Genomic DNA, 25861 nt, shown 5'->3' with positions numbered 1-25861 from the left:
ATGTTCAGAACGATGATGAAATCGAAACTGCACCGCGCGACCGTTACGGAAGCCAATTTGAATTATGTAGGCAGCATTACCATCGACGAGGATTTGATGGAGCTTGCCGATATTTGGCCCAATGAGAAGGTTCAAATCGTCAACAACCATAACGGAGCAAGACTGGAAACGTACGTCATTGCCGGCCCTCGCGGCTCGGGCGTGATCTGTCTGAACGGCGCGGCCGCGCGTCTCGTCCAGCCCGGCGACAACGTCATTATCATTTCGTACGGCGTCATGACCGAACAGGAGGCCCGCAGCTATAAGCCGAAGGTCATCCTGCTCGATTCCGCGAACAAACCGGTAAACACGGCAGTGGAGGAGACGCACGCCACGATTTTATAACCGCCAAACCCCGCCATGCCAGTCCTGTATAACGTCTGGCACCCGGTATGAAAACAAGCGCCGGGGCAAAGAATGAGCATACGCCATACAGCGACAGCAAAACGGCATGAAGGTGGGATGCAGGCGATGTTTAAGCATGTATTCGGAGTCATGCACGAAATGCTTGACGATATCATGATCCGTTATCCGTACGCGGACTCCGAACAAAAACGGCAACTCGACGAGCAGCTCTCCATGTTAAAGCAATACAGCGACACGTTTATCGAGGATTGGCTTTTATTCGAAGAAAAAATGGCGGATGTGCTTGACCTGCGCGGTGCCGGCGCTGCAGGAGGTTCCGGAGCGCCGATCGGGTCTTCGAAGAAAGCCGCGGAACAGCAGGAGCATCCCTGGATGCCGCCGGCCGGCGGAGAGCATTCCGTTTATGCCGCAGGCAAGCAGCTAGCCGCTTCCGCCGAAGCTGCCGATTACGCGGCGGAAGCGGCGGAAGCGCTCGGCTGCAGCTCCGGTACGGCTGCGGGAGACGCCGCGATGTCCAAAGGGCAGGGCTATTTCAAGCTGCTGATGTTCGGCCAGGCGGCCCGCCATTTTGAAGAGGCGGTCGGCCGCTCGCCCGAAGATAACCGGGCCAGGCTGTTCCTGGCGATGACTTATATGCACCTGCAGGAATGGAATGAAGCGCAGCGGCATTTTCAGCTGATCGTCGAGCTGACGGATCATGCCAAATGGCGGGCGCTGGGCTATAATGCGCTTGGCTGCATTCAAGCGATCCGGATGAATCTGGAGCAGGCGGAACGTTATTTCGTCATGGCGCACGAAGCCGATCCGGATTTTGCAGATCCGCTGACCAACCTGAAGTCTTGCCGGCAGCACAGCGGACATTTGTCGCTTTATTTCGGCAGCGGCCAGCTGTAGATTGTGTGAGAGGATCGAACCCCGGATGAATTACGCGGTACTGGATTTGGAAACGACCGGCCACGGTTCCGGCGACGAGATGATACAGGTCGGACTTGTGCTGCTTGATGAATCGCTGCAGGTTATCAAGTCCTACAGTACATTCGTCAAACCGACAATACCGATACCCCCCTTTATTACCCAGCTTACCGGCATCGACGAATCGATGGTCGCGGACGCCCCGCTTGCGGAGGATGTGCTGCTGGAGCTGATTCCGCTTCTCAGCGATGCCGTGCTTGTCGCCCATAATGTCGGCTTTGACGCCGGCTTTCTGAACGCGGCGCTCGACCGCTGCGGGTATATGCCGTTCGCTGGCAGGCGCCTCGATACGATTGAGCTGCTGCGCATCCTGTATCCGTCGCTCACCAGTTATCAGCTCGGGTCGGTGACGGAGGCGTTCGGGATCGGCCACGACCGGCACCATCAGGCGGACAGCGACGCGCTGGCGACGGCGGAGCTCTTCATCGAGTGCGTGCATAAGCTGGAGCAGCTGCCGCTGCTGACGCTGCAGCGGCTGGCCGCTCTGCTTGGCGGAGACCATGACGACGACCTCGGCTGGTTCGTCGGCACCATCGCTGCGCGCAAGGAGCTTGAATCGTCCGTCATAGCCGATTCGTACGCTTATTTTCGCCAGTTCGCCCTGAAAGCCGGCGACTGGACCGACGAGCAGGCGCCCAGGAGCGATGCGGACGACGCCGAATCCGTTGAGGGCTGGAGCTTCGACGATTTTCTGGCCCATCTGAAGGGCGGCATTCAGGCAATCGTGCCCGGCTATGAGGAACGCGAGCCGCAAAACATCATGTTTCAGGAAGTGATCGAGGCGTTCGAGAACGACCGCCACCTGCTGGTTGAAGCCGGAACCGGAACGGGCAAATCGCTCGGTTATCTGATTCCCGCACTGTTCTACGGAGTTCAGCAGGGAAAGAAAATCATCATCAGCACGCATACGATCAATTTGCAGGAGCAGCTGCGGCAGCGCGATTTGCCGCTGCTCCGGTCAGTTATGCCGGTGCCGTTCAAAGCGACCCTCTTCAAGGGACGCGGCAATTACTTGTGCCTGCGCAAATTCGAGAGCAAGATCAATATGCGCGATTTTGCGGCGCCCGGCGACGACCGGATTACGGCTGCGCAAATGATCGTATGGCTGAGTGAAACCGATTACGGCGATCAGGAGGAGCTCAACTTCGGCAACCGCGGCGCGGAGTTTTGGAATACGGTCGCAAGCGACGCCGATTCCTGCCTCAACCGGAGCTGCCCCTGGTTTAAGCGGTGTTTTTATCACCGGGCGAAGCAGGAGGCGAATTTGGCCGATGTCGTCATCACGAACCATTCGATGCTGTTTACCGACATTCGCGCCGATCACCGGCTGCTTCCGGGCTATGAGCATTTGATCGTCGACGAGGCGCACCATTTGGAGGAAGTAGCAGGTAAACATCTCGGTTCGCAGCTGTCCTATCATTCCGTCCAGCATCCGGTGACGCGGCTGTGCAAGGATGCGCGCAACGGGCTGCTGATCCAGCTGCGGAACCGCTTGGCCGGCGAAGACATGGAACGAACCGAAAAATGGCGGGAGATCATCGACGAGACCGTCCCGGTATTCGGCGAGCTGCGTGACGAATGGGAGCGGATGTTCGAGCTGCTTTATACGATCATGGGCGGCAGTTCGGCGGCATCCGGCGGCGCCGGCCAGGACGCGGGAGGCGGCGAGACCGGGCAGTTCGTGCTGCGGCTGCGCAGCGGCAAGCTGCCGAAGCCGTGGACGGACGCGCAGGCGGCCGGAGAAGTTGTGTACGGCCTGCTCAGCCAGATCGTCCGCCCGCTCGACAAGCTGCTGAGCGATATTAAGGACGATATTGACGATCAGGCGATTGCCGCGCTGGTGACGGATCTGGGCGGGACGGTGAAGGACCTGACCCGCGCCCGCGACGAGCTGCGCCAGTTTATGAAAGCGGACAATCCGGACGTCGTCTATTGGCTCGAAGCGAACAGCCATTCCCGAGCCAGATCGGTGCACCTGATATCGGTGCCGGCGAATGTCAGCAGCCAGCTGCGGGACTATTTTTTCGAAACGAAAAAAAGCGTGGTGCTGACGTCGGCGACGCTGTCGGTGCAGAAATCGTTCCAGTACGCGTGCGAGCAGCTCGGTTTGGCGCAGGATCTGGATACCGGACGGCTCAAGACGGTACAGCTGCCGTCTCCGTTCAATTACCGCGAGCAGGCGCTCGTCTGCATCCCTCGCAATTTTCCGGTGCTGAAGGGCGCTGCGGGCGACCCCATGTTCAACGACATGCTGGTGAAATCGCTGGCGGAGACGGCCATGGAGACGAAGGGCCGAATGCTCGTCCTGTTTACCTCTTACCGGATGCTCCGGCAGGTATACGACCCGCTGAAGGAGCTGCTCGCGCCAAGCGGCATTCAGCTGCTCGGACAGGGCATCGACAGCGGCAACCGGAGCAAGCTGACGCGACGCTTTCAGCAGCAGACGGCCTCCGTGCTGCTCGGCACGAGCAGCTTCTGGGAAGGCGTCGACATTCCTGGCGATGCGCTCACCTGTCTGGCTATCGTCAGGCTGCCCTTTCAGCCGCCGAATCATCCGCTAGTCGAAGCGAAATCCGAGCTGCTGCAGGAACAGAATCAGAATCCGTTCATGAAGCTGTCGATTCCGCAGGCGGTCATCCGGTTCAAGCAGGGCTTCGGCCGGCTCGTGCGGACTTCCCGCGACAAAGGCATCGTTCTCATTTACGATACGAGGGTCATTGAAACGTATTACGGCAAATATTTTCTGTACTCGCTGCCGGGTCCGAAAATCGAGCACATGCATCTGGATCAGATCGTGCCGCGCATTCGGGAGTGGCTGCAGCAGGCCGAGGGGGCGACGCAGGAATGAAAACGTTCAAAATATCCGAAGCGGTCGTTCGCCGGCTTCCCGTCTATTTGCAGGTGCTGAACGACCTGAACAAGCGCGACGTGCAGACGGTCTCCTCGCAGGAGCTGGGCGCCAAGCTGGATTTGAATCCGGCGCAAATCCGCAAGGATCTCGCCTATTTCGGCGAATTCGGGCGCAAAGGCATCGGCTACGACGTGACATACTTGATCGAGAAAATCAGGCAGATTCTGAAGCTGGATCAGCCGCTCAACATGGCGCTCGTCGGCGCAGGCAACCTCGGGCGGGCGCTGTGCAATTACAATACGTACCTGAAGGACAATATGAAAATTACGGCCGTCTTCGACGCGCATCCCGCAGTCGTCGGGCAGGCGATCAACAGCCTGACCGTCCTGCCGATGGATAAGCTGAAGGAGACGGTGACGGAGCGCGATATACGCATCGGCATTATTACCGTGCCCGCTTTTGAAGCGCAAAATGTGGCCGACCGGTTCGTCGAGACAGGCATTGAAGGGATACTCAACTTCGCGCCGACGATTTTGCGGGTGCCGGAGCAGGTCAGAATCCATTATGCGGATTTTACGACCGAGCTGCTAAGCCTGGCGTATTATTTGGAAAAAGGAAAGGACGACGAGGATGAACCGGATATGGATTGAGAACGGCACGTTCGTGACGATGGACGACGCGCGGCCGGTCGTGAAGGGGCATTTGGTGACTGAAGCTGACCGGATCGTCTATCTCGGGGAAGACGCGCCGTCGCCCGCGCCGGAAGCGGCGGAACGGGTCGACGGCAGCGGGCTTGTCTTTATGCCCGGGCTCGTCAACACGCACGGCCACGCCGCCATGTCGCTGCTTCGCGGCTATTCGGACGATCAGAATCTTCAGGTCTGGCTGGAGCAGAAAATGTGGCCGATGGAAGCGAAATTTACCGCAGAGGACGTTCGCTGGGGGACGTCGCTGGCTGCGCTCGAGATGCTGAAGTCCGGCACGACGACCTTTCTCGATATGTACGACAAGATGCATATCGTCGCTGAAGTGACCGAGCAGTCCGGCATGCGCGGGGTGCTGACGCGCGGCGTGATCGGCCTGTGCCCGCCGGATGTGCAGACGGCGAAGCTGGAGGAAGCGAAACAGTTCGTGCGCGATTGGAACGGCCAGGGGGACGGCCGAATTTCCGCGCTGATGTCGCCGCACGCGCCGTACACGTGCCCGCCCGATTACATCGAGCGGATCGTCGAAGCCGCGCACGAGCTGGACGTGCCGCTTCATACGCATATGTCCGAAACGGCCGCCGAGGTCGAGCAGAACGTGAAGCAGTACGGCGAACGGCCCGTCAAGCATTTGGATAAGCTCGGCTTTTTCTCCCGTCCGGCGCTCGTCGCCCATGCGGTCCATTTGACGGAGGACGAAATCGCGCTGCTGGCCGAGCGCGGCGTCTCCGTGTCGCACAATCCCGCCAGCAACCTGAAGCTGGCGAGCGGAGTGGCTCGCGTGCCCGAGCTGCTGGCGGCGGGCGTGACCGTCGGGCTCGGCACCGACAGCGCCGCGAGCAACAACAACCTTGACCTGTTCGATGAAATCCGCCTCGCCGCGCTTATCCATAAAGGCGTATCCGGCGATCCGACGGCCGTGCCCGCATGGGAAGCGCTGAAGCTTGGCACCGTTAACGGCGCCCGGGCCCTCTGGCAGGAAGACCGGATCGGGTGCCTGAAGCCCGGCATGAAAGCGGATTTCATTGCCATCGATATCAGGCAGCCGCATTTTTATCCGCAGACGGACATCGTCTCCCACCTGGTATACGCCGGTTCGGGCCGGGACGTCCGGCACGTCTGGATCGACGGCCGCCAGGTCGTCCGCGGCGGCGAATGCCTGCTCCTGGATGAAGCGAAAATCAAGGCCGAAGCGCAAGCCTGCTTCGAAAGGCTGCTGAAAGGCTGATGCGGGCCAACCGTCGGAAACAGCCGCCGTTTATGACGCCGCGCAAATGGGTTTGGCTCGGCATCCTCGTCTTCGTTGCCGTGCTGATCCTGCTCAATCAGTTTTACCGCTACGTGCAGGGACCGGTATGGAAGGCGGAGCGGCAGGCGGAAGAACAAGCGATGAAAGCGGCGGATTTGAAGGAAGCGGATAAAGCCTATAAATTTGTCTGGGACGATACCGTATGGGTCGTCGACGGGACGAATCAGAATGGGGAAGACGTTTACGTCTGGCTGAGACCGCAAGGCGAGCCGGTTACGATGAAGGTGAACGACGGGCTTTCGAAGGCTGACATGAAGCGGCAATTTCTGCAGGCCAAACCGGATGCGAAGATCAAGCATATGAAAATCGGCATGGTTGGCGGAATGCCGGTTTGGGAGTTCTATTATACCCGCAAACAGGCATCGGAAACCGATACGTATTACGATTTTTACCGGTTCGCGGACGGCGGCTTTGTCGTTACGTACAGGCTGCCGAAGCAATAAAGACTTCCGTATGTCATCGGCATATCATAGAAATAAATGAATGGAAGGCGGCGCCCGGACCGGGCGCCGCCTTTGCCGTTTACCAACGTTCCCTGTTATTACACACACGATTTTGCTGCTAAGTATGATATACTTTGATATATCGGAGAATGATAGATTAATAAAATTTCGAATTACCCAAATGATCGCCGAAAGGGGGCTTTGGCCTTGAAAATACGAGTGATTCCCGTTATCGTGACCGCCGTCCTCACCGCTTGTCTGCTGGTCGGCGGCTGGTATGTATACCGCAACGTCTCGACGGTTCAGCCGCTCGAGCGCATCGCGCAGGACGTCCCCGGCGTGACGGCGGCAAAGCCGGTCATCGGCAGCGATACCGTGACGCTGGACGTGAAGCTTGCGCCTGATGCGGATATCCGGGACGTCTATCAGTCGATCGTGCAGAACGGAGCGGCCGTCATCGGAAGCCGCGGCGTGAAGCTGAACGTGCTGGAGGAGCAGGGCGGCAAACGGCTGGACGATGCGTGGTCTTCGGTCCTGTTCCAGGTCGCCGAAGCGATGGATCATCGCAAATATTCGGAGATCCCGGCCGCGATGAAGCAGGTGGAGAAGCAGTTTAAAGGACTTGAAGCCCGCTCCGAAATCGACGACACGAACGTCTATATTACGCTGAAGGACGGAAATGCCGCGAAGCATGTCGTCCTGCCGCGCACGCCGGACAAGATCGGGGTGTGGCCGGATGCGTAAGTATTGGAAAGAAATGCTGATCGGCTTCGTGCCTGTACTCCTGTTGTTCCTTGAGTTTATCGTTCATGTGAACGTCGTTCCGGTGCTGGTGCTCTTCGTGCTGGCCGGTGGCGTATTTTATGTCGCCCGTTCGCGGGGAAATCTGGCCGCGGTCGGCGGCGACCGCAAAAGCGCCGCCAGACCGCCGACCCCGCTTTCCTTCGAGGAAATCGGCGGACAGGAGCGGGCGAAGCAGGAGCTGATCGAAGCGCTCGATTTTCTCGTGCGCGAGGAGCAAATTTCGAAATTCGGCATTCGCCCGCTGAAGGGCATTTTACTGACCGGCCCTCCGGGGACGGGCAAGACGCTGCTGGCCAAAGCGGCCGCAAGCTATACCGATTCGGTCTACGTGGCCGCATCGGGCTCGGAATTCGTAGAAATGTACGTCGGCGTCGGCGCAAGCCGCGTGCGCGACTTGTTCAAGGAGGCCCGGCAGAAGGCGTCGAAAACGAGCAAAAGCGGCGCCGTCGTCTTTATTGACGAGATCGATGTGATCGGCGGCAAACGCGACGGCGGCCAGCACCGCGAGTACGATCAGACGCTCAATCAGCTGCTGACGGAAATGGACGGCATTCATACGACCGATTCGCCGCGCATTCTGCTGATCGCCGCGACGAACCGCAAGGAAATGCTCGATCCCGCGCTGCTCCGTCCCGGACGATTCGACCGGCATATCGCCGTCGATCTGCCCGACAAGAAAGGGCGGGCGCATATCCTGCGCATCCACGCGCGCAACAAGCCGCTCGGCGAAGACGCCAATCTCGATAAAATCGCCGAGGAGTCGTTCGGCTTCTCCGGGGCCCAGCTCGAAAGCGTCATGAACGAATCGGCGATTTACGCCATGCGGGAAAGCAGCGAATCGATCTCGCAGCGCCATTTGTCGATGGCCATCGACAAGGTGATGATGGGCGAGAAGACGGACCGCGAAGCGACGAAAGAAGAGCGCGAGCGCGTGGCGCTGCATGAGCTCGGACACGCGATCACGGCCGAGCTCGTCCGTCCCGGCAGCGTATCTCAGGTGGCGCTGTCGCCGCGGGGCCAGGCGCTCGGCTACGTGCGCCACAATCCGCAGCAGGACCGGTATTTATACACGCGCCATTTTCTCGACGGGCAAATCATGATCGCGCTCGGCGGAGCGGCGGCGGAGGAGATTTTCTACGGCGAGCGAAGCACCGGCTCGCGCGGCGACTTCGACCAAGCGATGAGCATCGTCCGCTCGATGGTCGAATCCGGTCTGACCGAGGCCGGCATCGTCGACCATTCCATGATGACGCCCGATAAATGGGCGAGCGTCAACGGGGCGATTTTGGATGGGCTCATGTATCGCGTCAAGGAAATGCTCGAACAGCGAAAAGATGTCTTCACACGGGCGCTTGCCGTGCTCGTTGCCGAAGAAACGCTATCCGGCGACCGGTTCCGGGCGCTGCTCTGCGGAGACAACGACCCCGGCCGGTCTCAGAGCGCATAAGGCTGGCAGCATCAAAGCGAATGGCAGGAACGTTCCGTCATGGGCGTTTCCGCGGTTCGCTTCTTTTTTTGTCCAAATTCGTTATAATAAATGAAGCCGAGTCATCTTGAGCTTTTGAGTGCAGCGGATGGGGGGATCAACATGGATGTGCGCAGAGTCGGCGTCGTCGGCGCCGGAACGATGGGACAGGGTATTGCCGAAATGCTCGCCGCTTGCGGTCTGGACGTGCATTTGGCCGAGCATTCCGCGGAGCGGCTGACTCATGCGGTCGCCATGATCGGGCTGAGCCTCGACAAACAGATTGAGAAATGGGCGTTGACGGAGGCCGAGAAGCGGCTTATCCTGAACCGGATTCATCCGGAAAACGAGCTGGAGCAATTGGCCGGCTGCGAACTCGTGATCGAAACGGTGACGGAGGATCTCGATGTGAAACGTGCGGTCTTCGCCGAGCTGGACCGGATCTGCGGGCCGGACGTCATCCTGGCCAGCAATACGTCAACGCTCAGCCTGACCGAGATCGCAAGCGCAGCCTCCCGGCCGGAGCGGGTGATCGGCATGCATTTCGTCTACCCCGTCATCAAGACCGATCTGGTCGAGCTGGTGCGGGGGCTGAAAACGAGCGACGAGACGTTCGAACGGGCGAAGCAGTTTACGGAAGAAACGATACATAAGAAAGGCATCATGGTTTTCGAATCGCCCGGCTTCGTCACGACCCGGCTGATCTGCCTGTTCATTAACGAGGCGCTGCACGTGCTGGAGGAAGGCGTCGCTTCGGCGGAGGATATCGACAGCGCCATGCGGACCGGCTATTCGTTCCAGCACGGGCCGCTCGAACTGGCCGACCGGTTCGGCCTCGATTTCGTGCTGGCCTCGCTCGAGCGTATGTTCCGGGAGTACGGCGAGCTGAAATACCGTCCCTCCATCGTGCTCAAAAAAATGGTGCGGGCGGGCAGTCTCGGCGTCAAAAGCGGCACCGGTTTTTTCAAGTACGATAAGGATGGGGACCGCCTGTGAAAATACTCGTCATGAATGCCGGAAGCTCGTCGCTCAAATACCAGCTGTACGAAATGACCGGCGAAGCCGTTCTTGCGCACGGCCGCGTCGAACGGATCGGGTCGGATTCCGCAATTGTCACGCATGAGGCGGCCGGCAGGCCGGAGCTGCGCGAGGTGAAGGAAATGCTCGATCACAACGCGGCGGTGAAGCGGGTCATCGAGCTGCTGACCGATTCGGGCAGCGGCGTATTAGGGGCGATGGGCGATATCGACGCCGTCGGCCATCGCGTCGTGCACGGCGGCGAAAGCTTCAAGGCGTCGACGCTCGTCACGAACGAAGTGAAGCAGGAGATCCGCCGGCTGTTCGACCTTGCCCCGCTGCACAACCCGCCCGCTATGATGGGCATCGCGGCGGCGGAGGCGAATTTGCCGAACGTGCCGCAGGCGGTCGTATTCGATACGGCATTCCATCAAACGATGCCGATGGAAACGTTTCTGTACCCGATTCCGATGGTGCTGTACAAGCGCCATAAAATCCGCCGGTACGGCTTTCACGGCACGTCGCACGATTACGTCAGCGCTCACGCGGCGGAGAAGATCGGCAAGCCGCTTGCGTCGCTGAAAATGGTCACCTGCCATATCGGCAACGGGGCGAGCTGCGCGGCGATTCTAGACGGCAAATCGTACGACACGAGCATGGGGCTGACGCCGCTCGAAGGACTGATGATGGGAACGCGCAGCGGCGACCTCGATCCGGCGATCGTGCCGTTCACGATGGCCAGGGAGGAGCTGACGCTCGGCGAGGTCAGCTCGATGCTGAACAAGCACAGCGGCCTGCAGGCGATCAGCGGCACCAGCAGCGATATGCGGGAAATTACCGATGCGATGCAAGAAGGCGACAAGCAGGCGAAGCTCGCCTTCGATATGTACACGTACAGACTGCGGAAGTATATCGGCGCCTATGCCGCCGCCATGAACGGCATCGATGCGCTGGTATTTACGGCGGGCGTCGGCGAGAACTCCATCGTATTCCGCAAAGCGGTATGCGAAGGGCTGACCTTTCTGGGCATCGAGCTGGACGAGCGGCGGAACGCCGTCCGGTCGAAGGAAGCCCGGTACATTTCGTCCGACGCTTCCCGCGTGGCCGTGCTTGTCGTGCCGACGAACGAAGAGCTCCTGATTGCGAGGGATACGTACCGACTGGTGAACAACCGTTCGCAGGCCTAAATTCGAAAATAACGATCCGAAAGGCGGGACCCGGCGATGAAAACGTTGACGACGATAAAAAAAATGCAGCAGCATGCGGGACAAACGGTGCGCATCGGCTGCTGGCTGCACGGCAAGCGGTCGAGCGGTAAAATCCAGTTTCTGCAGCTGCGCGATGGAACCGGATTTGTGCAGGGGGTCGTTGTGAAAAGCGAGGTGCCGGAGCAGACCTGGGAAGCGGCGCAGAAGCTTACGCAGGAAAGCTCCCTGTACGCGGTGGGGACGGTCCGCGAGGAGCCGCGCAGTCCATCGGGCTACGAGCTGGCGGTCCAGGACATCGAGATTATCCAATTGACGCAGGATTATCCGATCACGCCGAAGGAGCACGGCGTCGACTTTTTGATGGACCGCCGCCACTTATGGCTGAGAACGCCGAAGCAGCGGGCGATTCTCGTCATCCGCTCGGAGATTATCCGGGCGGTCCAGCAGTTTTTCGACGAGCGGGGCTTCACCCTGGTCGATCCGCCAATCCTGACGCCTTCGTCCTGCGAAGGGACGACGAACCTGTTCCATACAAAATATTTCGACGAAGACGCCTATTTGACGCAAAGCGGCCAGCTATATATGGAAGCGGCGGCGATGGCGCTCGGCAAGGTGTATTCGTTCGGCCCGACGTTCCGCGCCGAGAAATCGAAGACGCGCCGCCATTTGATCGAATTTTGGATGATCGAGCCGGAGATGGCCTTCGTCGATCACGAGATGAACCTTCAGGTACAGGAGCAGTTCGTGACGCACGTCGTGCAAACCGTCGTCGCAAACTGCCGCAAGGAGCTGGAGACGCTCGGACGCGATATCGGCAAGCTCGAGACGGTCAAAGCGCCGTTCCCGCGCATGACGTACGACGAGGCGATCGATCGGCTGCGCGCCGAAGGGATGGACGTCCCGTGGGGCGAGGATTTCGGCGCTCCGCACGAGACGGCGCTCGCCGCAAGCTTTGACCGGCCGGTCTTCATCACGCATTATCCGACCGCCATCAAGGCGTTTTACATGAAGCCGGACCCTTCGCGGCCGGATGTTGTACTGTGCGCCGACATGATCGCCCCGGAAGGCTACGGGGAAATTATCGGCGGCTCGCAAAGGATCGACGATCCGGAGCTGCTCGCGGAGCGTTTCGCCGAGCATGAGCTGCCCAGCGACGCGTACCGTTGGTATTTGGACTTGCGGCAGTACGGAACGGTGCCGCATTCCGGCTTCGGCCTCGGCCTGGAGCGGACCGTCGCCTGGATCTGCGGGCTCGATCATGTTCGCGAAACGATTCCGTTTCCGCGGATGCTGTACCGGCTTTACCCGTAAGGCCCCGCCTCGATTCGCGGCCGCCGGGTAAGGCGGCCCGGCCTCCGGAAGCATCCGCGTAAGGCATAACGCCGGCCGGGCGCCCGGCCGGGGCAGAGGAGGACAAACGATGAAGAACGAACTTGCGCTTGCTTATGCGCGCGGCATGGCAGAGGCCATGAATGCGGGCGCCGTGACGGTGCCGGCAGGTGTGCTGATGGCTTACCGGGATATCGGGATGTCCGATTCCGAGCTGCTGCTGATCGTCCAAATGATGCTGTTCCGGCAGCTGGAACGGACCGATTTTCCGACGCCGGAGGAGCTGTCGGAGCGGCTTGGCATCGCGCCGAAGACCGTGCAGCAAATGATCGGCCGGCTGATGAAGGAGGAGCTGCTGGCCATCGACGAAGAGTTTGATCCGGTCAGCGGCATTCAATCGGAACGATACAACTGGAACGGCCTGATCGTGCGCTGCGCCGAGCGGCTGGCTTTCGACGCCCGGCAGCCGGCACCGCGCGGTCAGGGGCAGAACGCTGCTGCCGGAGGAAAATCAAGCCGGCCGGCCGATTTGTTTACCGTGTTCGAGCAGGAATTCGGCCGGCCGCTGTCTCCGATGGAATGCGAGACGATCAGTGCGTGGCTCGACCAGGACCGCTACCCCGACGAGCTGATCCGCTTCGCGCTGAAGGAGGCGGTCTTCGCGGGCAAGCTTCATTTTCGCTACATCGACCGCATCCTGATCGAATGGAGCCGTAACCGCGTCACGAATACGGACGAAGCGAAAGCGCATGCCCAGAAATTCCGCGGCGGCAGAGGATCCTGATCCCTTCTGCCGTTTTTTCGTGCCTTCTGCCGGGCTTCAAGTCCCTTCCATGCGGGTCCGCGATGCGGCGAATTTCCAATCCATCAACATGGAACGGGCCAAGCTTGAGATCGTCTCACGGATACTGGAAAATAGGGGAAATCGGCGTTTATCGTTTACCTTGCCGGATGAACGGCCGCACGGTTTGGTTTCCTCCGGAACAACCTCCCTCCTAGAAATAGAGTGGTTTTTTCAGCTTCATTTGCTATAATGAGAGGAAGCGGCAAGGCAAAATGAAAGAAGGGGAGCTGGAGAAGTCCGGCTGAGAGGGGATTCAAGGCAAGTCAATCCCGACCCGTTGACCTGATCTGGATAATGCCAGCGTAGGAATCGCAATAAGCCGCGCATACCCGGCCGTCCGTTGGACAGGGAGGCCCGGAACGGCGCGGATTGACGAAGCTATGTTGAAGCATCCTCATCGGGGATGCTTTTTTGCATGTCCATAAGCGGGCGGCCGGCCGTAACATCGATAGAGACTGCGGAGAGGAGTCAACAGCAATGAGAACCAAACGGGGTGCATGGGCAACATGGGGGATCGCCGTCCTCATCGTCCTGGTGGCGCTGACGGGCTGCGGCACAAAACAAAACGGCGGCGGTAACGCGGCGCAGACGGGTAATGCCGGCGCGTCCGGCGGCAGCGCAGCCGGGGAGGACGCAAGCGTAGCCGGGACATCGGCGAATTCGGGAGCGGACAATACGGCCGGCAGCGCAGCGGGCGCCGGGAACGCGGCGGCGGACAAGCCGCTGACGAAAGTGAAGGTCGTGCTCGACTGGACGCCGAATACGAACCATACGGGACTGTATGTCGCCCGCGATAAAGGCTTTTTCAAAAATCACGGGCTTGACGTCGAGATCGTGCAGCCGGGCGACGCCGGGGCGGATACGATGGTGGCGACGGGCGCGGCGGAATTCGGCGTCGGCTACCAGGAAGGCGTGACGCAGGCGCGGATTAACGGTGTGCCGCTCGTCTCGATCGCGGCCGTCATCCAGCATAACACGTCGGGCTTCGCTTCGCCGGCTGCCAAAAATATCAAGGAGCCGAAAGATTTTGAGGGCAAGACGTACGGCGGCTGGGGCTCGCCGTCCGAGGAAGCGGTCATCGCTTCGTTGATGCAGGAGCAGAAGGCCGACGTGAAGAAGGTCAACATCGTCAATATCGGCGATGCCGACTTCTTTACGGCCGTGAAGAAGAACATCGACTTCGCCTGGATCTTTTACGCCTGGACCGGCGTCGAGGCCGAGCTTCGCGGCGAGAAACTCAACATGATTTACCTGACCGACTACAGCAAAAAGCTCGATTATTATACGCCGGTGCTGGAGACGAGCGAGAAAATGATCGCGGAGCATAAAGACGTCGTGCAGGCGTTTACGGCCGCGGCGGCGGAAGGCTACCAATTTGCGATCGACCATCCGGACGAAGCGTCGGACGTGCTGATCAAGGCGGTGCCGGACTTGAACGCGGACCTCGTCCGCGCCAGCCAGAAGTGGCTCAGCCCGCGCTACAAGGACGATGCGCCGCGCTGGGGCGAGCAGAAGCTCGAGGTGTGGAAAAACTACGCCGACTGGATGTACGACCATAAGCTGCTGAAGAAGCAGCTCGATCCGGAGAAGGCGTTCACGAACGAATTTTTGCCGCAATAAACATGTAAAGCCAACGACAGAAAGGGGAATAGGTCCATGGCGAACGCACTGCTGAGCATTCAAATTTTACCGCATACGCCAGGAGGCGAAAGCGTCATTCCATACGTCGACCGCGCGATCGACATCATTAAAGCGAGCGGAGTGCCGTATCGGGTCGCGCCGCTTGAGACGACGATGGAAGGGGAGCTCGGACGGCTGCTCGCGATCGTTCAGGAGATGAACGAAGCGATGACGGCGATGGGCTGTCCGTCCGTCATCTCGCAGATCAAAGTGTATTACAACCCGGAAGGCGGCGCGTCGATGGAGCGGCTGCTGGAGAAATATCCGGATGGCAAGTAACAAACGCAAATGGCTGCCGCCGCTTGCCGTGTTTGCGGCGTTCCTCGTCGTATGGCAGGCGGCGGTCGTTTTGCTGCACATCGATGAATATGTGCTGCCTTCGCCGCTTGTCGTCGCTGCGAATACGATTGCCGAAGCGCCGCGGCTGCTGGAGCATACAAAGGCGACGCTGGCCATCACGCTGATCGGCTTCGCGGCAGGCTCGGCGGCGGGTTTTGCGCTTGCCGCCTTGCTGCATCTGATCCCCGGCGCGCGCGCCGGCGTTTATCCGCTGCTTGTCCTGACGCAGAACGTGCCGCTGATGGCGCTCGGGCCGCTGCTGGTGCTGTGGTTCGGTTTCGGCATGATGCCGCGGGTTCTTCTCATCATGCTCGTCTGTTTTTTTCCCGTTTCGGTGGCGATGCTGACGGGGCTGACGCAAACCGACCGTGCGCTGCTGAACTATATGAAAATGATCGGCGCAACGCGCAGTCAGCTGTTTCGGCGGCTGGAGCTGCCGAGCGCGGTCCCTTATCTGTTCTCCGGTCTGAAAATCGCCGCGTCATACAGCGTCATCAGCGCGATTTACGCCGAATCGATCGGCGGGAGCAAAGGGCTGGGCAGCTTCATGCTTCTTTCGCAGCGCGGCTTCGAGACGGCGAACGTGTTTTCTGCCATTGCCGTCATCGTGCTGCTCAGCCTGGCCTTGTTCGGTCTGATCGCCGCCGCGGAGCGGCTCTTCCTTCGGGGAAGACAGGGGAGAAGGGAGGCGGAGGCGTAATATGACCCGCCTGCTCGACATCCGGGACGTATCGAAAAGCTTTGACGGGCCAGGCGGACCGAAAAAGGTGCTGGACGGCGTCACCTTCCGCGTGGAGGAGGGGGAGTTCGTCTCCTTGATCGGCCCTTCCGGGAGCGGCAAGTCGACGCTGTTTCATATGATCGGCGGCCTGACGCGTCCAACCTCCGGCGAAATTGCCGTGAACGGCCGCCGCATCGACGGCGACCGCGGACATATCGCGTATATGCCGCAGCAGGCATCGCTCATGCCGTGGCTCACCGTCGCCGGCAATATCGAGCTGGCGCTCGGCATCGGCGGCATTGCGCGGCGCGAAGCCCGCAGCATGGCTCGCGACTGGCTGAAGCGGGTCGGACTCGGCGAGGCCGCGGACGCTTACCCGCTTACGCTGTCCGGCGGAATGCAGCAGCGGGTGTCGTTCCTGCGGGCGCTGCTTTCGCCGCAGCCGCTCATGTGTCTAGACGAGCCGTTCGGCGCGCTCGACGCGCTGACCCGTCTCCATATGCAGCAGTGGCTGCTTTCGCTTTGGGAGGACAACCGCCGTTCCGTATTGCTCGTAACGCACAGCATCGAGGAAGCGATTCTCATGTCCGACCGCATCGTCGTATTATCCGCTTCGCCCGCATCGGTCATTCATGAAGTCGATGTGCCCTTCCCGCGGCCGCGCGGCGAGGAGCTGTGGAGCGAGCCGCTGTTTAACAAATTGAAAACCGAAATTTACGAGCTGCTCCGCCCGGACGATGACGGGCCGGGGCGCAAAAGGGAGTCGATATAAGGGCATGACGACGGCCGGTTTATGGGTGGATGCTCATCTCCATGCGGATAAATACGGCGAAGCGGAGCGCGACGCGATGCTCCGCGGCGCCTTCGAAGACGGAATTGCCGCCGTCGTGGCGGTGTCGACGGACCTTGCTTCGTGCGAGATGAACCGGGCGCTTGCCCGCCGGTTCGCGGGCCGGGTGCTGCCGGCATACGGCTTTCATCCGGAACAGCCGGTCCCGGACGCCACCGAGCTGGACACGATGTTTCGCTGGATTCGGGAACGGAATGCGGAAGGAGAGCGTTTCGCCATCGGGGAAGTCGGTCTGCCGTACTACACCCGAACCGATGCCGAACGAAAGGGGCAGCCGTTCGACGAACGGCCGCATCTTGAGCTGCTGGACCGGTTTGCAGCGCTGGCGGCGGAGCTGGACCGGCCGCTCGTCCTGCATGCCGTATACGAAGATGCGGATAAAGCGCTTGATGCGGCGGAGCGCCGGGGCGTGCGCCGCCTCCATTTTCATTGGTTCAAGGGAGCGGAGAGCACGGTGAAGCGGATGATCGACCTGCGCTGCCGCATCTCGGTGACGCCCGATGTCCTGTACGAAGAGGAGATAAGGTCGCTTGTAAGGACGTATCCGCTCGAGCTGACGATGACCGAAACGGACGGCCCCTGGCCGTTCGAAGGGCCTTTTGCCGGGAAGCCGACGCGGCCCGCCATGGTGAAGGAAGCGGCGAAAGCGATTGCCGCATTGAAGGAGATGCCCGTTCTGGCGGTACAGGAGCGGCTGCTGCAAAATGCGGTGGAATTTTATGAATTACAGGGCTGATTAAAATCGGCTTTAAGAACCGGCAAAGCCGCGCGGACGGCGGAGCCGGTTTTTTTATGCGCGAACGGTCATGACCGCCTTCGGAAAAATGGCATGCATAAATTATCGAACAAGGGACAAAACATAGATGTAATCCCAAAACAATTCAATTGGTGGAGGTCTTGCATCCGTGAAAAAGGCAATTGCAAGTGCAGCTTTAAGCGCCGTGATGTCGGCGATGCTCGCTGTTCCGGCTATGGCTGATGGTTCCACGGTCAACACGAGCACGACACATACCTACAGTGCCGCCGCTCAAGCAAACGGAACGAACGGCACGATGGGCACGTACGGCACGACGAATGACCGCACGAACAATGCTTATGCACCGGGCGTGGCTCCTTACACGACGCGGGCAAGCAGCGTGCGCGCCAATGCAGCCGACGTGGCGAACGACAACGATATGGACTGGGGCTGGCTCGGTTTGCTCGGCCTGCTCGGTCTGATCGGTCTTCGCGGCCGCAACCGGGAACGCGCTTAAGTCACGTCCTTTTGAGAAACGGCAAAGCGGGCCGGCAGCATGACATCATGCTGCCGGCCCGCTTTCATTTGCGCCGCATCGGAACGGCATGGGGGCTATATAAGAAACATCGCGACGATCGTCGTAATGGCGAGGCCGATCAGCACCGGCTTCACGTTGCGCCGCGCAAGCTCGAACGGATCGACGCCGCAGATGGCCGCAGCGGGGATCAGCGCCCATGGGATTAGCGTCCCGCCGCCTACCCAGATGGCGGCGACTTGGCCGAGGGCGGTCAGCGTCGCCGCTCCCGAGCCGATCGCTGCGGCAAACAGATGGGCGATGGAGCCGGCTAGCGAAATGCCGGAAAAGCCCGATCCGTCCAGACCGGTTATGGCGCCGGTCACGGTCAGCGTAATCGAACCGATCGCACCGTTCAGGGGCACATGATGGGCCAGCGCTGCGCCAAGGTCGTTGACGATGCCGGTGGAGCCGGCGGGCAGCGTCTTGCCGAACAATTCCGTAAACGCCGAATCGCCGAGATAAAAAAACGCGGCGATCGGAATGACCGGTCCGAACACTTTGAAGCCGAACTGGAAACCTTCGATCAAATAGCTCGTCGTTTGTTCGAGACTCTCATTCTTATGCGCAAGCAGCGTAACCGCGATCAGAATGAATACGGCCGTACCGCCGATCAGCGCGGTTGCGTCGCCGCCCTGCAGACGGAGGACGAACATGGCGGCGACGTCGGCCGCAAACAACAGCGGGATGACGACCGCGAGCCACTGCTTAGTCCGGCGGGGGAGCGGTATTTTCTCCTCATCGCCCGGAACGCCCGATTCCGATCCACTGCCGGCCGCGACAAGTCCGTCTTTCCAAGTGCCGCGCTTCATATCCCTGCGCATGAACCAGAAGGCGCAGACGGTCGTCACCACCCCCATCACCGCGACGAGCGGAATGCTCGCTTCCATGACGGCCGAGACGGGAAGTCCGGCGGCATCGGCCGTCAGCTTCGGCGCTCCTTGAATAATGTAGTCTCCCGACAGCGCGATCCCGTGCCCGAACAGGTTCATTGCCATCGCGGCGCCGAGCGCGGGCAGCCCGACGCGCAGCGCGACGGGGAGCAGCACCGCCCCGATCAAGGCAACGCCCGGCGACGGCCAGAAAAACCACGACGTCACCAGCATGATAATTCCGATCCCCCAGAAAGCGAGCGCCGGCGTGCGCATAAACCGGGTAAGCGGCGCAACGATCATCTCGTTAATCCCCGTTTTGATCATGATTCGGCTCATGGCGACGATGATGGAAATGATCAGAATCGTATCGATCAATTGCTTGATTGCATAGACGAAGCTGTTGAATACGCCGCTGAGCGAATGGCTCAGACTGCCGGTAGCTATCAGGCCCAGCGTGAATATCCCGGCGACGCACACAAGCGTCGTATCGCGTTTTTTGATCAGCAGCCCCATGATGAACAAGATAAAGGCAAGATACACCCAATGCAGCGGGACAAGCCGAATATCCATCCGGGTTCACCCTTCCGAAAACTGGTTGTTTGCCATACAGCGTATGCGGAGGGGCGGCTGGGCGTTCTAACGAAAACCGCCTCCGTCCGCTGTGCGGAGGGAGGCGGTTTGACGCGGCGCGAGGCGATTATCTTTTCCGGGCTTTCTTTCTCGGCCGTACGCTCGATACGCGGCACATCACGTCTTTCATCGAATAGGCCGTGTGGTGCTGGTAGACGGGAACGCAGTGATGCTGATTGATGATTTCGACCGGATGAATGACGTTGACGAGCTGCGGGTGGTAGAAGTTTTGGTACATCGTGACAGGCGGATCATAAACGGTTTGAGTAGGACAGTCCGGGCAGAATTGCTGCATGATCCATTCATCTCCTTTCCGTTTATCTCCCTCCCAATATACGCATTTTCAGGCGAATCTGCCTGTACGAATGTCATGGAGGGACATCGGCCTGCGAAGCGGTCCGCACCTCGTTTTACGTTCCGGTGTGCGGAAGACCGTCCGGGGAAAGGTTATCTGCGCGGCCGGCCGGCGGATTCGCCGCCGGAAGCGGGCGGCGCATAGGATGCGATCTGAATGACCAGCGAAGACAGCAGGATGCCGAGGGAGTCGATCGCCACGTCGTACAGTCTGCCGTCCCGGTTGAAGTACAGCTGGAAAATTTCCGTCGCCAGCGCGAAAAAGACGGCTAGCGCGAGCGAGACGCCTTTTCTGCGCGTTAAATTATAGAGCAGCAGGTCCAGAATAAAAAAACCGACCAAATGGCCGACCTTCACTGCAATCCATTCGTGGTGAATGGAATTGATGTCCCGAAGCTCGAAAAACTCGCGGAAATTCGGATGCGGATTATAGATAAAATGAACGACGCGCGTTCGCAGAAACGTGCCCAGCCTGAACGTGCAGGTCAGAACGAACAGCACAAAGGCCCATGCGATGACAAGCAGCAAACGGATTTTTACACTCATTGCAGGCCTCACTCCATCCCATTTGGAACTTTTATTGTAACCGTTCCGCAGGCAGTATGCCAATGCGGCGCAGGCTCTATATTCGTACGGTCGAGCATCTTTTCTCTATTACGATTCGGGATACGGTAAAGTTTTGGGTGAAGGAGGGGCAGTGAACCTTTTTGGAGGAGGTTCCGTTTGGTGCATGTACCGCCGGCAGCATGCAAAAAAATTCGGGGCCCCCTTTCGGGAGCCCCTTTCATGGGAGAGGAGAAACCGGACGAAGAGCTTATGGGGAAACGTAAGTCTTCTCCGCGGTTGTCTACGGCATCTCTCGACGCCGATATCTTCATGATGTCCAGCGCGGATTTTTTTATACGCGGGAGCGAACTTTTTTTTTCGGCGGTATCGAGTTCAGGCTGCGCAGGTAGATTCGTCGGCATCGAGCTTATGCTACAGCGAGTAGATTTGCTTAACGATCGATACGATGTCTGCCGCCGTCATGACCGCCTGGCTCCGATCCCGCGTCCGGACGGCTGCCCGCAGCCTGTCGATATTGCGAGCAAGCTGCTCGTATTCCTCTTCGTCGCCAAGCAGCTGGTATTTCCATTTGCTTCCGTGATAAGCTTTCCTTAGCGCTTCCGTTTTCGCGGCGGCCGGCTTCCACTGTTCCCGGCCGGCGAGCGACTCGACGGCTTGTGCGGCCTTGATGACCGGTTCGGCTTCGTGTGCGCGGGCTTCCGGCGTACCGGCCGGTCCGAGCTGAAGAGCGGTCAGCAGCAGCAAAGAAAGCATGAATCGAACCATCGAAGACCCCCTCCTTCCTTATTCGCGCATGATTAGGTTTCATTTTTCCCATATTAAGAGGGAACATGTACCAAGGGGGGAATGTTTTGCCGGAATATCTGATGATTCTGATTCGTTCGATCGTTGCGTTTCTCGTCCTGCTGGCGATGACGCGGCTGATGGGGAAAACGCAGCTGGCACAGCTGACTTTTTTCGATTATGTGGTCGGCATTTCCGTCGGATCGATTGCGGCCAGCATGTCGGTCGACCAAAACGTGAAAATACTGAACGGTTTTATGGGCATTCTCGTTTGGGGACTCCTTCCGATCGTCATCGCCATCGTCAACCTGAAATCGTACCGCTTCCGGCGCATGACCGACGGGCAGCCGACGATTCTGGTGCACCGGGGCAACGTACTGGACCGTAATTTGCGCAAATCGAGAATGTCGTCCGATGAACTGATGCTGATGCTTCGCCAAAAAAATGCGTTCAAGCTGGCGGACGTCGAATTTGCCGTCCTCGAAACAAACGGCCAGCTGAGCGTAATGAAAAAGACGGGCGCGCAGGCCGTTACCCCGGATAAGATGGGGATCCGCACGAAGAAGGAGGAGCACGAGCCCCAGGCCGTTATTATGGACGGCAATGTGATGGAATCGACCTTAACCGCGCTCGGCTACGAGAAAAGCTGGCTGCTGAAGGAGATCAGGCGGAAAGGGGCGGACGGCTTCGAAGACGTTTTTATGGCCCAGCTTTCCCTGGACGGAACGCTTCATGTGGATTTGAAGGAGAAGTAAATTCCGCCGGCGGGCGGTGGAAAGAAGCGGATTTTTTATCTTTTCTTAAGGTTTTGGAACTGCGGTTCTGTTATAGTGTACAAGCATAGAAACCAATGCCGCACCTTGCGAGAAGGAAGGGAGATTTTCAAGTTGAACGAGAAAGATCAGCCAAAGGATGAAAGCTTGAACGATAAAGAGGAAGCGATGAAGGAGGCGCAGCAGGAATCCGAAGCGCAGCAGGAATCCGAAGCGCATCCGGCATCCGTCGAAGCGAAAGAGGACGCCGTTCGGGACGATACGGCCGACGAGCCGAACGATTCGGCGGAGAAGCTCCGCGACGATGAAGATGAAGAAGAAGGGGAGCCGACTGCCGCAGCGGGAGCCAAGCAGGGCAAAGGCGGCGGCAGGGGATGGATGATCGCCTCGGTCGTGCTTGCCGTACTGCTGGCCGGATCGCTGATCAAGCCTCCCTTCGCGAATACGAACCCCGCGGTTGCGAAAGTCAACGGCGCCAAAATAACAAAGAACGACCTGTACGATGCGATGGTGAAGGTCGGAGGCAAGGCCACGCTCGACAATATGGTGCAGGAGGAGCTGGTCAAGCAGGAAGCCGACCGCAAAGGCATCACCGTCACCGACGCCGATATCCAGAGCGAGATCGACAAGATCAAGAAGCAGTTTCCGAGCGAGCAGGATTTCGAGGCGGCTCTCCAGCAAAGCGGATATACCGTCGACAGCCTGAAAGAGCAGATGCCGATGCAGATCCGCGTCCGTAAAATTTTGGAGCCGGAAGCGAAGAAAAGCGTCACCGACGCCGACGTCCGAAAATATTTTGACGACAACAAGGCGCAGTTCGATACGCAGGAGCAGGTGCGGGCGTCCCACATTCTCGTGGCGACGAAAGCGGAAGCGGACGAAATCGAGAAGCAGCTGAAGGGCGGCGCCGATTTCGCCACGCTGGCCAAGGAAAAGTCGACCGACACCGGATCGGCTGCGAACGGCGGCGATTTGAACTATTTTACGCGCGGACAGATGGACAAGGCGTTCGAAGACGCGGCGTTCTCGCTCAAGCCGGGCGAAATCAGCGAACCGATCAAAACGCAGTTCGGCTATCACATCATTAAAGTGACCGATCATAAACCGGCTCATCAGGCGACCTTCGATGAAAAGAAAGCGGAAATCGAGGATCAGCTCATCGACCAGAAAGTGTCCGAGCTGACGCCGGGCTGGTTATCGGATCTGCAGTCGAAAGCGACGATTACGAACACGCTCGATCCGACGGGCGCTGCAGGCGCAATCGCCCCGCCGCCGGAGGAAGGCGCGCCTGCGCCGGGCGGAAGCGGAGCCGAAGGGAATGCGGCTCCCGGTAATGCCGCTGCAGGAGGCTGATCGGCCCACAGCCGGTCGCAGCCGGGAGCGTGCTGCTCTCGGATGATGGTCCGTTAATACGAACAAACATTGTTGGAAGTTCAAACAAACCGCAGGCCGGGATTCTGTCATTCCGGCCTGCGGTTTATATGCGTTTCGAGCATTTATAAGATGCGCTCGCCGAGCAGCGAGCCGATCAGCTCGACCGCCAGCCTCGCTGTTGTGTGGCCGTTATCGAGCAGCGGATTGAGCTCGACGAAGTCCGCGGACGTGACGATTTCGGCGTCGGCGAGCATCTCCATCGCCAAATGCGCCTCGCGGTAATTGAGCCCGCCTCGTACGGGCGTGCCCGTTCCCGGCGCTTCGCCGGGATCGACGCTGTCGATATCGAAGCTGACATGGACGCCGTCCGAGCCGGAGGCTGCGATACGGATCGCCATCTCCATGACGCGGGCCATGCCTTGTTTGTCAATATCGTGCATGGTAAAGCAGGAGATTCCTTGTTCGCGGATCAGCTGCTTTTCGCCGTCGTCCAGCTCGCGGACGCCGACCAGGACGACCCGCTCCGGCTGCAGCTTCGGAGAGGCGCCTCCGACGCCGGTGAAGCGGGGATCGCCGATTCCGAGGCTTGCGGCGAGCGCCATGCCGTGAATATTGCCCGAAGGCGTCGTCTCGGGCGTGTTCAGGTCGGCGTGCGCGTCGATCCATAGAACACCGAGCTTTGAGCAGCGACGGGCATGGCCGGCTATCGTGCCGATGGCGATGCTGTGATCGCCGCCGATCGCAAGCGGGAACGTGCCGCTGCCGATCTGCCCGACTTCCCGGCATACGGCCTCGCACATGGCGAGAACGCGCCCCCAATGCTTGATGCGGGGCGACGTGCGGCGGTCGGCGAGCGTGCCGGACAAATAGGCGTCGCTCCGGATGTCGAAGCGGCGGCCGAGCTTCGCAAGCTTGCGTTCCAGCCCGGTCATCAGCGCCGCGGCCGGCCCGCCTTCGGCGCCGCGGCGGCTTGCGCCCCAGTCGAACGGGACGGGCAGCACGCCGACAGGCGCCAGCTCCTTCTTCATTGCAGCCACCTCCTCTCGAAAAGCTTGATGACCCGCGTTCGCCTGCCGGCAATGTCCCGCTGAAGGGAGGCGGAGGATCCGGGTTCGGCACAAGGCCGAGCCGGATTCCCGCTCGGCCGATTCGGTGCTTGCAGCGGCGGCTGCCCGCGTCACGCGCAGCACTGCCGTCTATTTCCGTTTGATCAGGCTTTTCGCGATAAACAGGACGTTCGCGGGACGCTCGGCCAGCCGGCGCACAAAGTACGGATACCAGCTCCGCCCGAACGGCACGTAGCTGCGCACCGTATAGCCCTGCCGGGCCAGCTTCTCCTGCAGCGGTACGCGAATGCCGTACAGCATTTGAAACTCGAATGCGGTAAGGGGAATGCCGCGCATGCGGGCATACGATTTCACCCAGCCGATGATCGCCTCGTCGTGCGTCGCCACCGCCGTATAGACGCCGCTGTCGAGCCGGAGCTGGATGAGGCGGCGCATATTGGCGTCGACCTGCTTTTTCGATGGAAAAGCGATCCGGCGCGGCTCCTTGTAGGCGCCTTTCACCACGCGCAAATTGACGTTTTCGGCGCACAGCCTCCGGACGTCTTCCTCGCTTCGGTATAGATAAGCTTGAATGACCGTTCCCTGGTTCGCGAAGCCTTCTTCCCGAAGAGTCCGCACGAGGCCGATCGTGGCATCGGTCCAGCGGCTGTCCTCCATATCAAGCCGGACGAACAGCCCGAGGCGGGATGCCTCCCGAACAACCGACCGGATGCCGCCCAGACAGGCGCTTTCGTCGATGGCGAGACCGAACTGCGTCGGCTTCAGCGAGACGCCGCCGTCAATCCGTTCCTCGGCGATTGCCTGCAGCAGCCGGATATAAGCCGTTTCCGACCGCTTCGCTTCCTCCAGGCTGCTTACGCTTTCGCCCAGCACATCGAGCGTGACCGCAATCCCGGTACCGTTCAGTCGCTTCGCCTGGGCAAGCGCCTCCTCCATCGTTTCGCCGGCGACGAACCGCCGCGCGCCGAGCCGCATGCCGTAACGCTCCGAAAAGGCCCGCGCCGCCCGGTTCCCGGCCAGCCCGAGCAGCGCCGAACGGAACAGCCGCGTTCCGATATCCATGATGCTTCCCCCTCCTTCCGCACCCGGCCGCCCTTAGCTTATATATAGGCGCTTCGCGCGGCGCGCATGACAAAAAGGGCGCGGAGCGCAAGGCGCCTGCGGCATCCCTTTAACAACGACGAATA

General features: G+C 59.8%; 26 protein-coding genes and 1 riboswitch. Of the genes, 20 read left to right on the top strand and 6 right to left on the bottom strand.

Going from position 1 to position 25861, the window contains the following annotated elements:
• The 18 genes from panD to PD282_RS15705 all read left to right on the top strand — a co-directional run bounded on the left by panD (position 1) and on the right by PD282_RS15705 (position 18194).
• On the top strand, positions 1-384 hold the full coding sequence (panD, locus tag PD282_RS15790) for an aspartate 1-decarboxylase (RefSeq protein WP_274651611.1): 384 nt from the start codon (positions 1-3) through the stop codon (positions 382-384).
• A gap of 126 nt (positions 385-510) precedes the next feature.
• Positions 511-1299 (top strand): tetratricopeptide repeat protein, encoded by a 789-nt coding sequence (locus PD282_RS15785; protein ID WP_274651610.1) that lies wholly within the window; start codon positions 511-513, stop codon positions 1297-1299.
• 25 nt (positions 1300-1324) lie between these two features.
• On the top strand, positions 1325-4225 hold the full coding sequence (gene dinG / locus PD282_RS15780; protein ID WP_274651609.1) for an ATP-dependent DNA helicase DinG: 2901 nt from the start codon (positions 1325-1327) through the stop codon (positions 4223-4225).
• Positions 4222-4878 (top strand): redox-sensing transcriptional repressor Rex, encoded by a 657-nt coding sequence (locus PD282_RS15775; protein WP_274651608.1) that lies wholly within the window; start codon positions 4222-4224, stop codon positions 4876-4878. Before dinG ends, PD282_RS15775 begins: the two co-directional genes overlap by 4 nt.
• The gene (locus tag PD282_RS15770) at positions 4859-6160 is read left to right on the top strand and encodes an amidohydrolase (protein ID WP_274651607.1); all 1302 of its coding nucleotides are present in this window, start codon (positions 4859-4861) and stop codon (positions 6158-6160) included. The genes PD282_RS15775 and PD282_RS15770 overlap by 20 nt, the downstream gene beginning before the upstream one ends.
• Positions 6160-6684, top strand: a complete 525-nt coding sequence (locus PD282_RS15765; protein ID WP_274651606.1) for a cell wall elongation regulator TseB-like domain-containing protein — start codon at positions 6160-6162, stop codon at positions 6682-6684. The genes PD282_RS15770 and PD282_RS15765 overlap by 1 nt, the downstream gene beginning before the upstream one ends.
• Before the next feature lie 207 nt (positions 6685-6891).
• The gene (locus PD282_RS15760; RefSeq protein ID WP_274651605.1) at positions 6892-7428 is read left to right on the top strand and encodes a hypothetical protein; all 537 of its coding nucleotides are present in this window, start codon (positions 6892-6894) and stop codon (positions 7426-7428) included.
• Positions 7421-8935, top strand: coding sequence for an AAA family ATPase (locus PD282_RS15755; protein WP_274651604.1), 1515 nt, complete (start codon positions 7421-7423; stop codon positions 8933-8935). The genes PD282_RS15760 and PD282_RS15755 overlap by 8 nt, the downstream gene beginning before the upstream one ends.
• A 141-nt stretch (positions 8936-9076) precedes the next feature.
• Positions 9077-9949, top strand: coding sequence for a 3-hydroxyacyl-CoA dehydrogenase family protein (locus tag PD282_RS15750; RefSeq protein WP_274651603.1), 873 nt, complete (start codon positions 9077-9079; stop codon positions 9947-9949).
• Complete coding sequence (locus PD282_RS15745) at positions 9946-11157, top strand: acetate/propionate family kinase (protein ID WP_274651602.1); 1212 nt, start codon at positions 9946-9948, stop codon at positions 11155-11157. Before PD282_RS15750 ends, PD282_RS15745 begins: the two co-directional genes overlap by 4 nt.
• A gap of 36 nt (positions 11158-11193) precedes the next feature.
• Positions 11194-12489: an asparagine--tRNA ligase gene (asnS, locus tag PD282_RS15740; RefSeq protein ID WP_274651601.1), complete on the top strand. Its 1296-nt coding sequence runs from the start codon at positions 11194-11196 to the stop codon at positions 12487-12489.
• Positions 12490-12598: 109 nt separating this feature from the next.
• Positions 12599-13291: a DnaD domain-containing protein gene (locus PD282_RS15735; RefSeq protein WP_274651600.1), complete on the top strand. Its 693-nt coding sequence runs from the start codon at positions 12599-12601 to the stop codon at positions 13289-13291.
• A 270-nt stretch (positions 13292-13561) separates the two neighbouring features.
• Positions 13562-13677, top strand: a riboswitch (TPP riboswitch).
• Between the two features lie 151 nt (positions 13678-13828).
• Positions 13829-14971, top strand: coding sequence for an ABC transporter substrate-binding protein (locus PD282_RS15730; protein ID WP_274651599.1), 1143 nt, complete (start codon positions 13829-13831; stop codon positions 14969-14971).
• Between the two features lie 36 nt (positions 14972-15007).
• Positions 15008-15310, top strand: coding sequence for a thiamine-binding protein (locus tag PD282_RS15725; RefSeq protein ID WP_274651598.1), 303 nt, complete (start codon positions 15008-15010; stop codon positions 15308-15310).
• Positions 15300-16070, top strand: coding sequence for an ABC transporter permease (locus PD282_RS15720; protein ID WP_274651597.1), 771 nt, complete (start codon positions 15300-15302; stop codon positions 16068-16070). Before PD282_RS15725 ends, PD282_RS15720 begins: the two co-directional genes overlap by 11 nt.
• A 1-nt stretch (position 16071) precedes the next feature.
• Positions 16072-16863 (top strand): ABC transporter ATP-binding protein, encoded by a 792-nt coding sequence (locus tag PD282_RS15715; RefSeq protein WP_274651596.1) that lies wholly within the window; start codon positions 16072-16074, stop codon positions 16861-16863.
• A 4-nt stretch (positions 16864-16867) separates the two neighbouring features.
• Complete coding sequence (locus PD282_RS15710; RefSeq protein ID WP_274651595.1) at positions 16868-17677, top strand: TatD family hydrolase; 810 nt, start codon at positions 16868-16870, stop codon at positions 17675-17677.
• Positions 17678-17846: 169 nt separating this feature from the next.
• Positions 17847-18194 carry a WGxxGxxG family protein gene (locus PD282_RS15705; RefSeq protein ID WP_274651594.1) on the top strand — a complete coding sequence of 116 codons (348 nt, stop codon included), beginning with the start codon at positions 17847-17849 and terminating at the stop codon, positions 18192-18194.
• A gap of 95 nt (positions 18195-18289) precedes the next feature.
• Here PD282_RS15705 and PD282_RS15700 read toward each other — a convergent pair whose 3' ends face one another.
• From PD282_RS15700 to PD282_RS15685, 4 genes are all read right to left on the bottom strand, one after another.
• Complete coding sequence (locus PD282_RS15700; RefSeq protein ID WP_274651593.1) at positions 18290-19696, bottom strand: hypothetical protein; 1407 nt, start codon at positions 19694-19696, stop codon at positions 18290-18292.
• 127 nt (positions 19697-19823) lie between these two features.
• On the bottom strand, positions 19824-20051 hold the full coding sequence (locus PD282_RS15695) for a hypothetical protein (RefSeq protein ID WP_274651592.1): 228 nt from the start codon (positions 20049-20051) through the stop codon (positions 19824-19826).
• 152 nt (positions 20052-20203) lie between these two features.
• Entirely contained in the window at positions 20204-20656 is a 453-nt protein-coding gene (locus PD282_RS15690; protein ID WP_274651591.1) for a VanZ family protein, read from the bottom strand.
• Between the two features lie 432 nt (positions 20657-21088).
• Complete coding sequence (locus tag PD282_RS15685; protein ID WP_274651590.1) at positions 21089-21442, bottom strand: DUF4363 family protein; 354 nt, start codon at positions 21440-21442, stop codon at positions 21089-21091.
• Positions 21443-21528: 86 nt separating this feature from the next.
• Between PD282_RS15685 and PD282_RS15680 the strand changes: the two genes are divergently transcribed.
• Positions 21529-22215, top strand: a complete 687-nt coding sequence (locus PD282_RS15680) for a DUF421 domain-containing protein (protein WP_274651589.1) — start codon at positions 21529-21531, stop codon at positions 22213-22215.
• A 132-nt stretch (positions 22216-22347) separates the two neighbouring features.
• Complete coding sequence (locus PD282_RS15675) at positions 22348-23586, top strand: peptidylprolyl isomerase (RefSeq protein ID WP_274651588.1); 1239 nt, start codon at positions 22348-22350, stop codon at positions 23584-23586.
• Positions 23587-23729: 143 nt separating this feature from the next.
• On the opposite strand, the gene rocF is transcribed toward PD282_RS15675, so the two are convergent.
• Both rocF and PD282_RS15665 read right to left on the bottom strand, forming a co-directional pair.
• Complete coding sequence (gene rocF / locus PD282_RS15670) at positions 23730-24635, bottom strand: arginase (protein WP_274651587.1); 906 nt, start codon at positions 24633-24635, stop codon at positions 23730-23732.
• A gap of 168 nt (positions 24636-24803) precedes the next feature.
• The gene (locus tag PD282_RS15665) at positions 24804-25736 is read right to left on the bottom strand and encodes a proline dehydrogenase family protein (RefSeq protein ID WP_274651586.1); all 933 of its coding nucleotides are present in this window, start codon (positions 25734-25736) and stop codon (positions 24804-24806) included.
• Positions 25737-25861: the final 125 nt, after the last annotated feature.

It is taken from the genome of Paenibacillus humicola (assembly GCF_028826105.1).
Classification (GTDB): Bacteria; Bacillota; Bacilli; order Paenibacillales; family Paenibacillaceae; genus Paenibacillus_Z; species Paenibacillus_Z humicola.
Note: the sequence above shows the minus strand (reverse complement) of the source record. Positions and strands in the feature narration are given on the sequence as shown.

Bases quoted from the DNA above. Each gene is read 5' to 3' on its own strand.
- PD282_RS15665 (WP_274651586.1), bottom strand. From the start codon at position 25,736: ATGGATATCGGAACGCGGCTGTTCCGTTCGGCGCTGCTCGGGCTGGCC.
- PD282_RS15695 (WP_274651592.1), bottom strand. From the start codon at position 20,051: ATGCAGCAATTCTGCCCGGACTGTCCTACTCAAACCGTTTATGATCCG.
- PD282_RS15685 (WP_274651590.1), bottom strand. From the start codon at position 21,442: ATGGTTCGATTCATGCTTTCTTTGCTGCTGCTGACCGCTCTTCAGCTC.
- panD (WP_274651611.1), top strand. From the start codon at position 1: ATGTTCAGAACGATGATGAAATCGAAACTGCACCGCGCGACCGTTACG.
- PD282_RS15720 (WP_274651597.1), top strand. From the start codon at position 15,300: ATGGCAAGTAACAAACGCAAATGGCTGCCGCCGCTTGCCGTGTTTGCG.
- asnS (WP_274651601.1), top strand. From the start codon at position 11,194: ATGAAAACGTTGACGACGATAAAAAAAATGCAGCAGCATGCGGGACAA.
- dinG (WP_274651609.1), top strand. From the start codon at position 1,325: ATGAATTACGCGGTACTGGATTTGGAAACGACCGGCCACGGTTCCGGC.
- PD282_RS15715 (WP_274651596.1), top strand. From the start codon at position 16,072: ATGACCCGCCTGCTCGACATCCGGGACGTATCGAAAAGCTTTGACGGG.
- PD282_RS15700 (WP_274651593.1), bottom strand. From the start codon at position 19,696: ATGGATATTCGGCTTGTCCCGCTGCATTGGGTGTATCTTGCCTTTATC.
- PD282_RS15765 (WP_274651606.1), top strand. From the start codon at position 6,160: ATGCGGGCCAACCGTCGGAAACAGCCGCCGTTTATGACGCCGCGCAAA.
- PD282_RS15770 (WP_274651607.1), top strand. From the start codon at position 4,859: ATGAACCGGATATGGATTGAGAACGGCACGTTCGTGACGATGGACGAC.
- PD282_RS15785 (WP_274651610.1), top strand. From the start codon at position 511: ATGTTTAAGCATGTATTCGGAGTCATGCACGAAATGCTTGACGATATC.
- PD282_RS15725 (WP_274651598.1), top strand. From the start codon at position 15,008: ATGGCGAACGCACTGCTGAGCATTCAAATTTTACCGCATACGCCAGGA.
- PD282_RS15750 (WP_274651603.1), top strand. From the start codon at position 9,077: ATGGATGTGCGCAGAGTCGGCGTCGTCGGCGCCGGAACGATGGGACAG.
- PD282_RS15710 (WP_274651595.1), top strand. From the start codon at position 16,868: ATGACGACGGCCGGTTTATGGGTGGATGCTCATCTCCATGCGGATAAA.
- PD282_RS15690 (WP_274651591.1), bottom strand. From the start codon at position 20,656: ATGAGTGTAAAAATCCGTTTGCTGCTTGTCATCGCATGGGCCTTTGTG.
- PD282_RS15755 (WP_274651604.1), top strand. From the start codon at position 7,421: ATGCGTAAGTATTGGAAAGAAATGCTGATCGGCTTCGTGCCTGTACTC.
- PD282_RS15775 (WP_274651608.1), top strand. From the start codon at position 4,222: ATGAAAACGTTCAAAATATCCGAAGCGGTCGTTCGCCGGCTTCCCGTC.
- PD282_RS15730 (WP_274651599.1), top strand. From the start codon at position 13,829: ATGAGAACCAAACGGGGTGCATGGGCAACATGGGGGATCGCCGTCCTC.
- rocF (WP_274651587.1), bottom strand. From the start codon at position 24,635: ATGAAGAAGGAGCTGGCGCCTGTCGGCGTGCTGCCCGTCCCGTTCGAC.
- PD282_RS15735 (WP_274651600.1), top strand. From the start codon at position 12,599: ATGAAGAACGAACTTGCGCTTGCTTATGCGCGCGGCATGGCAGAGGCC.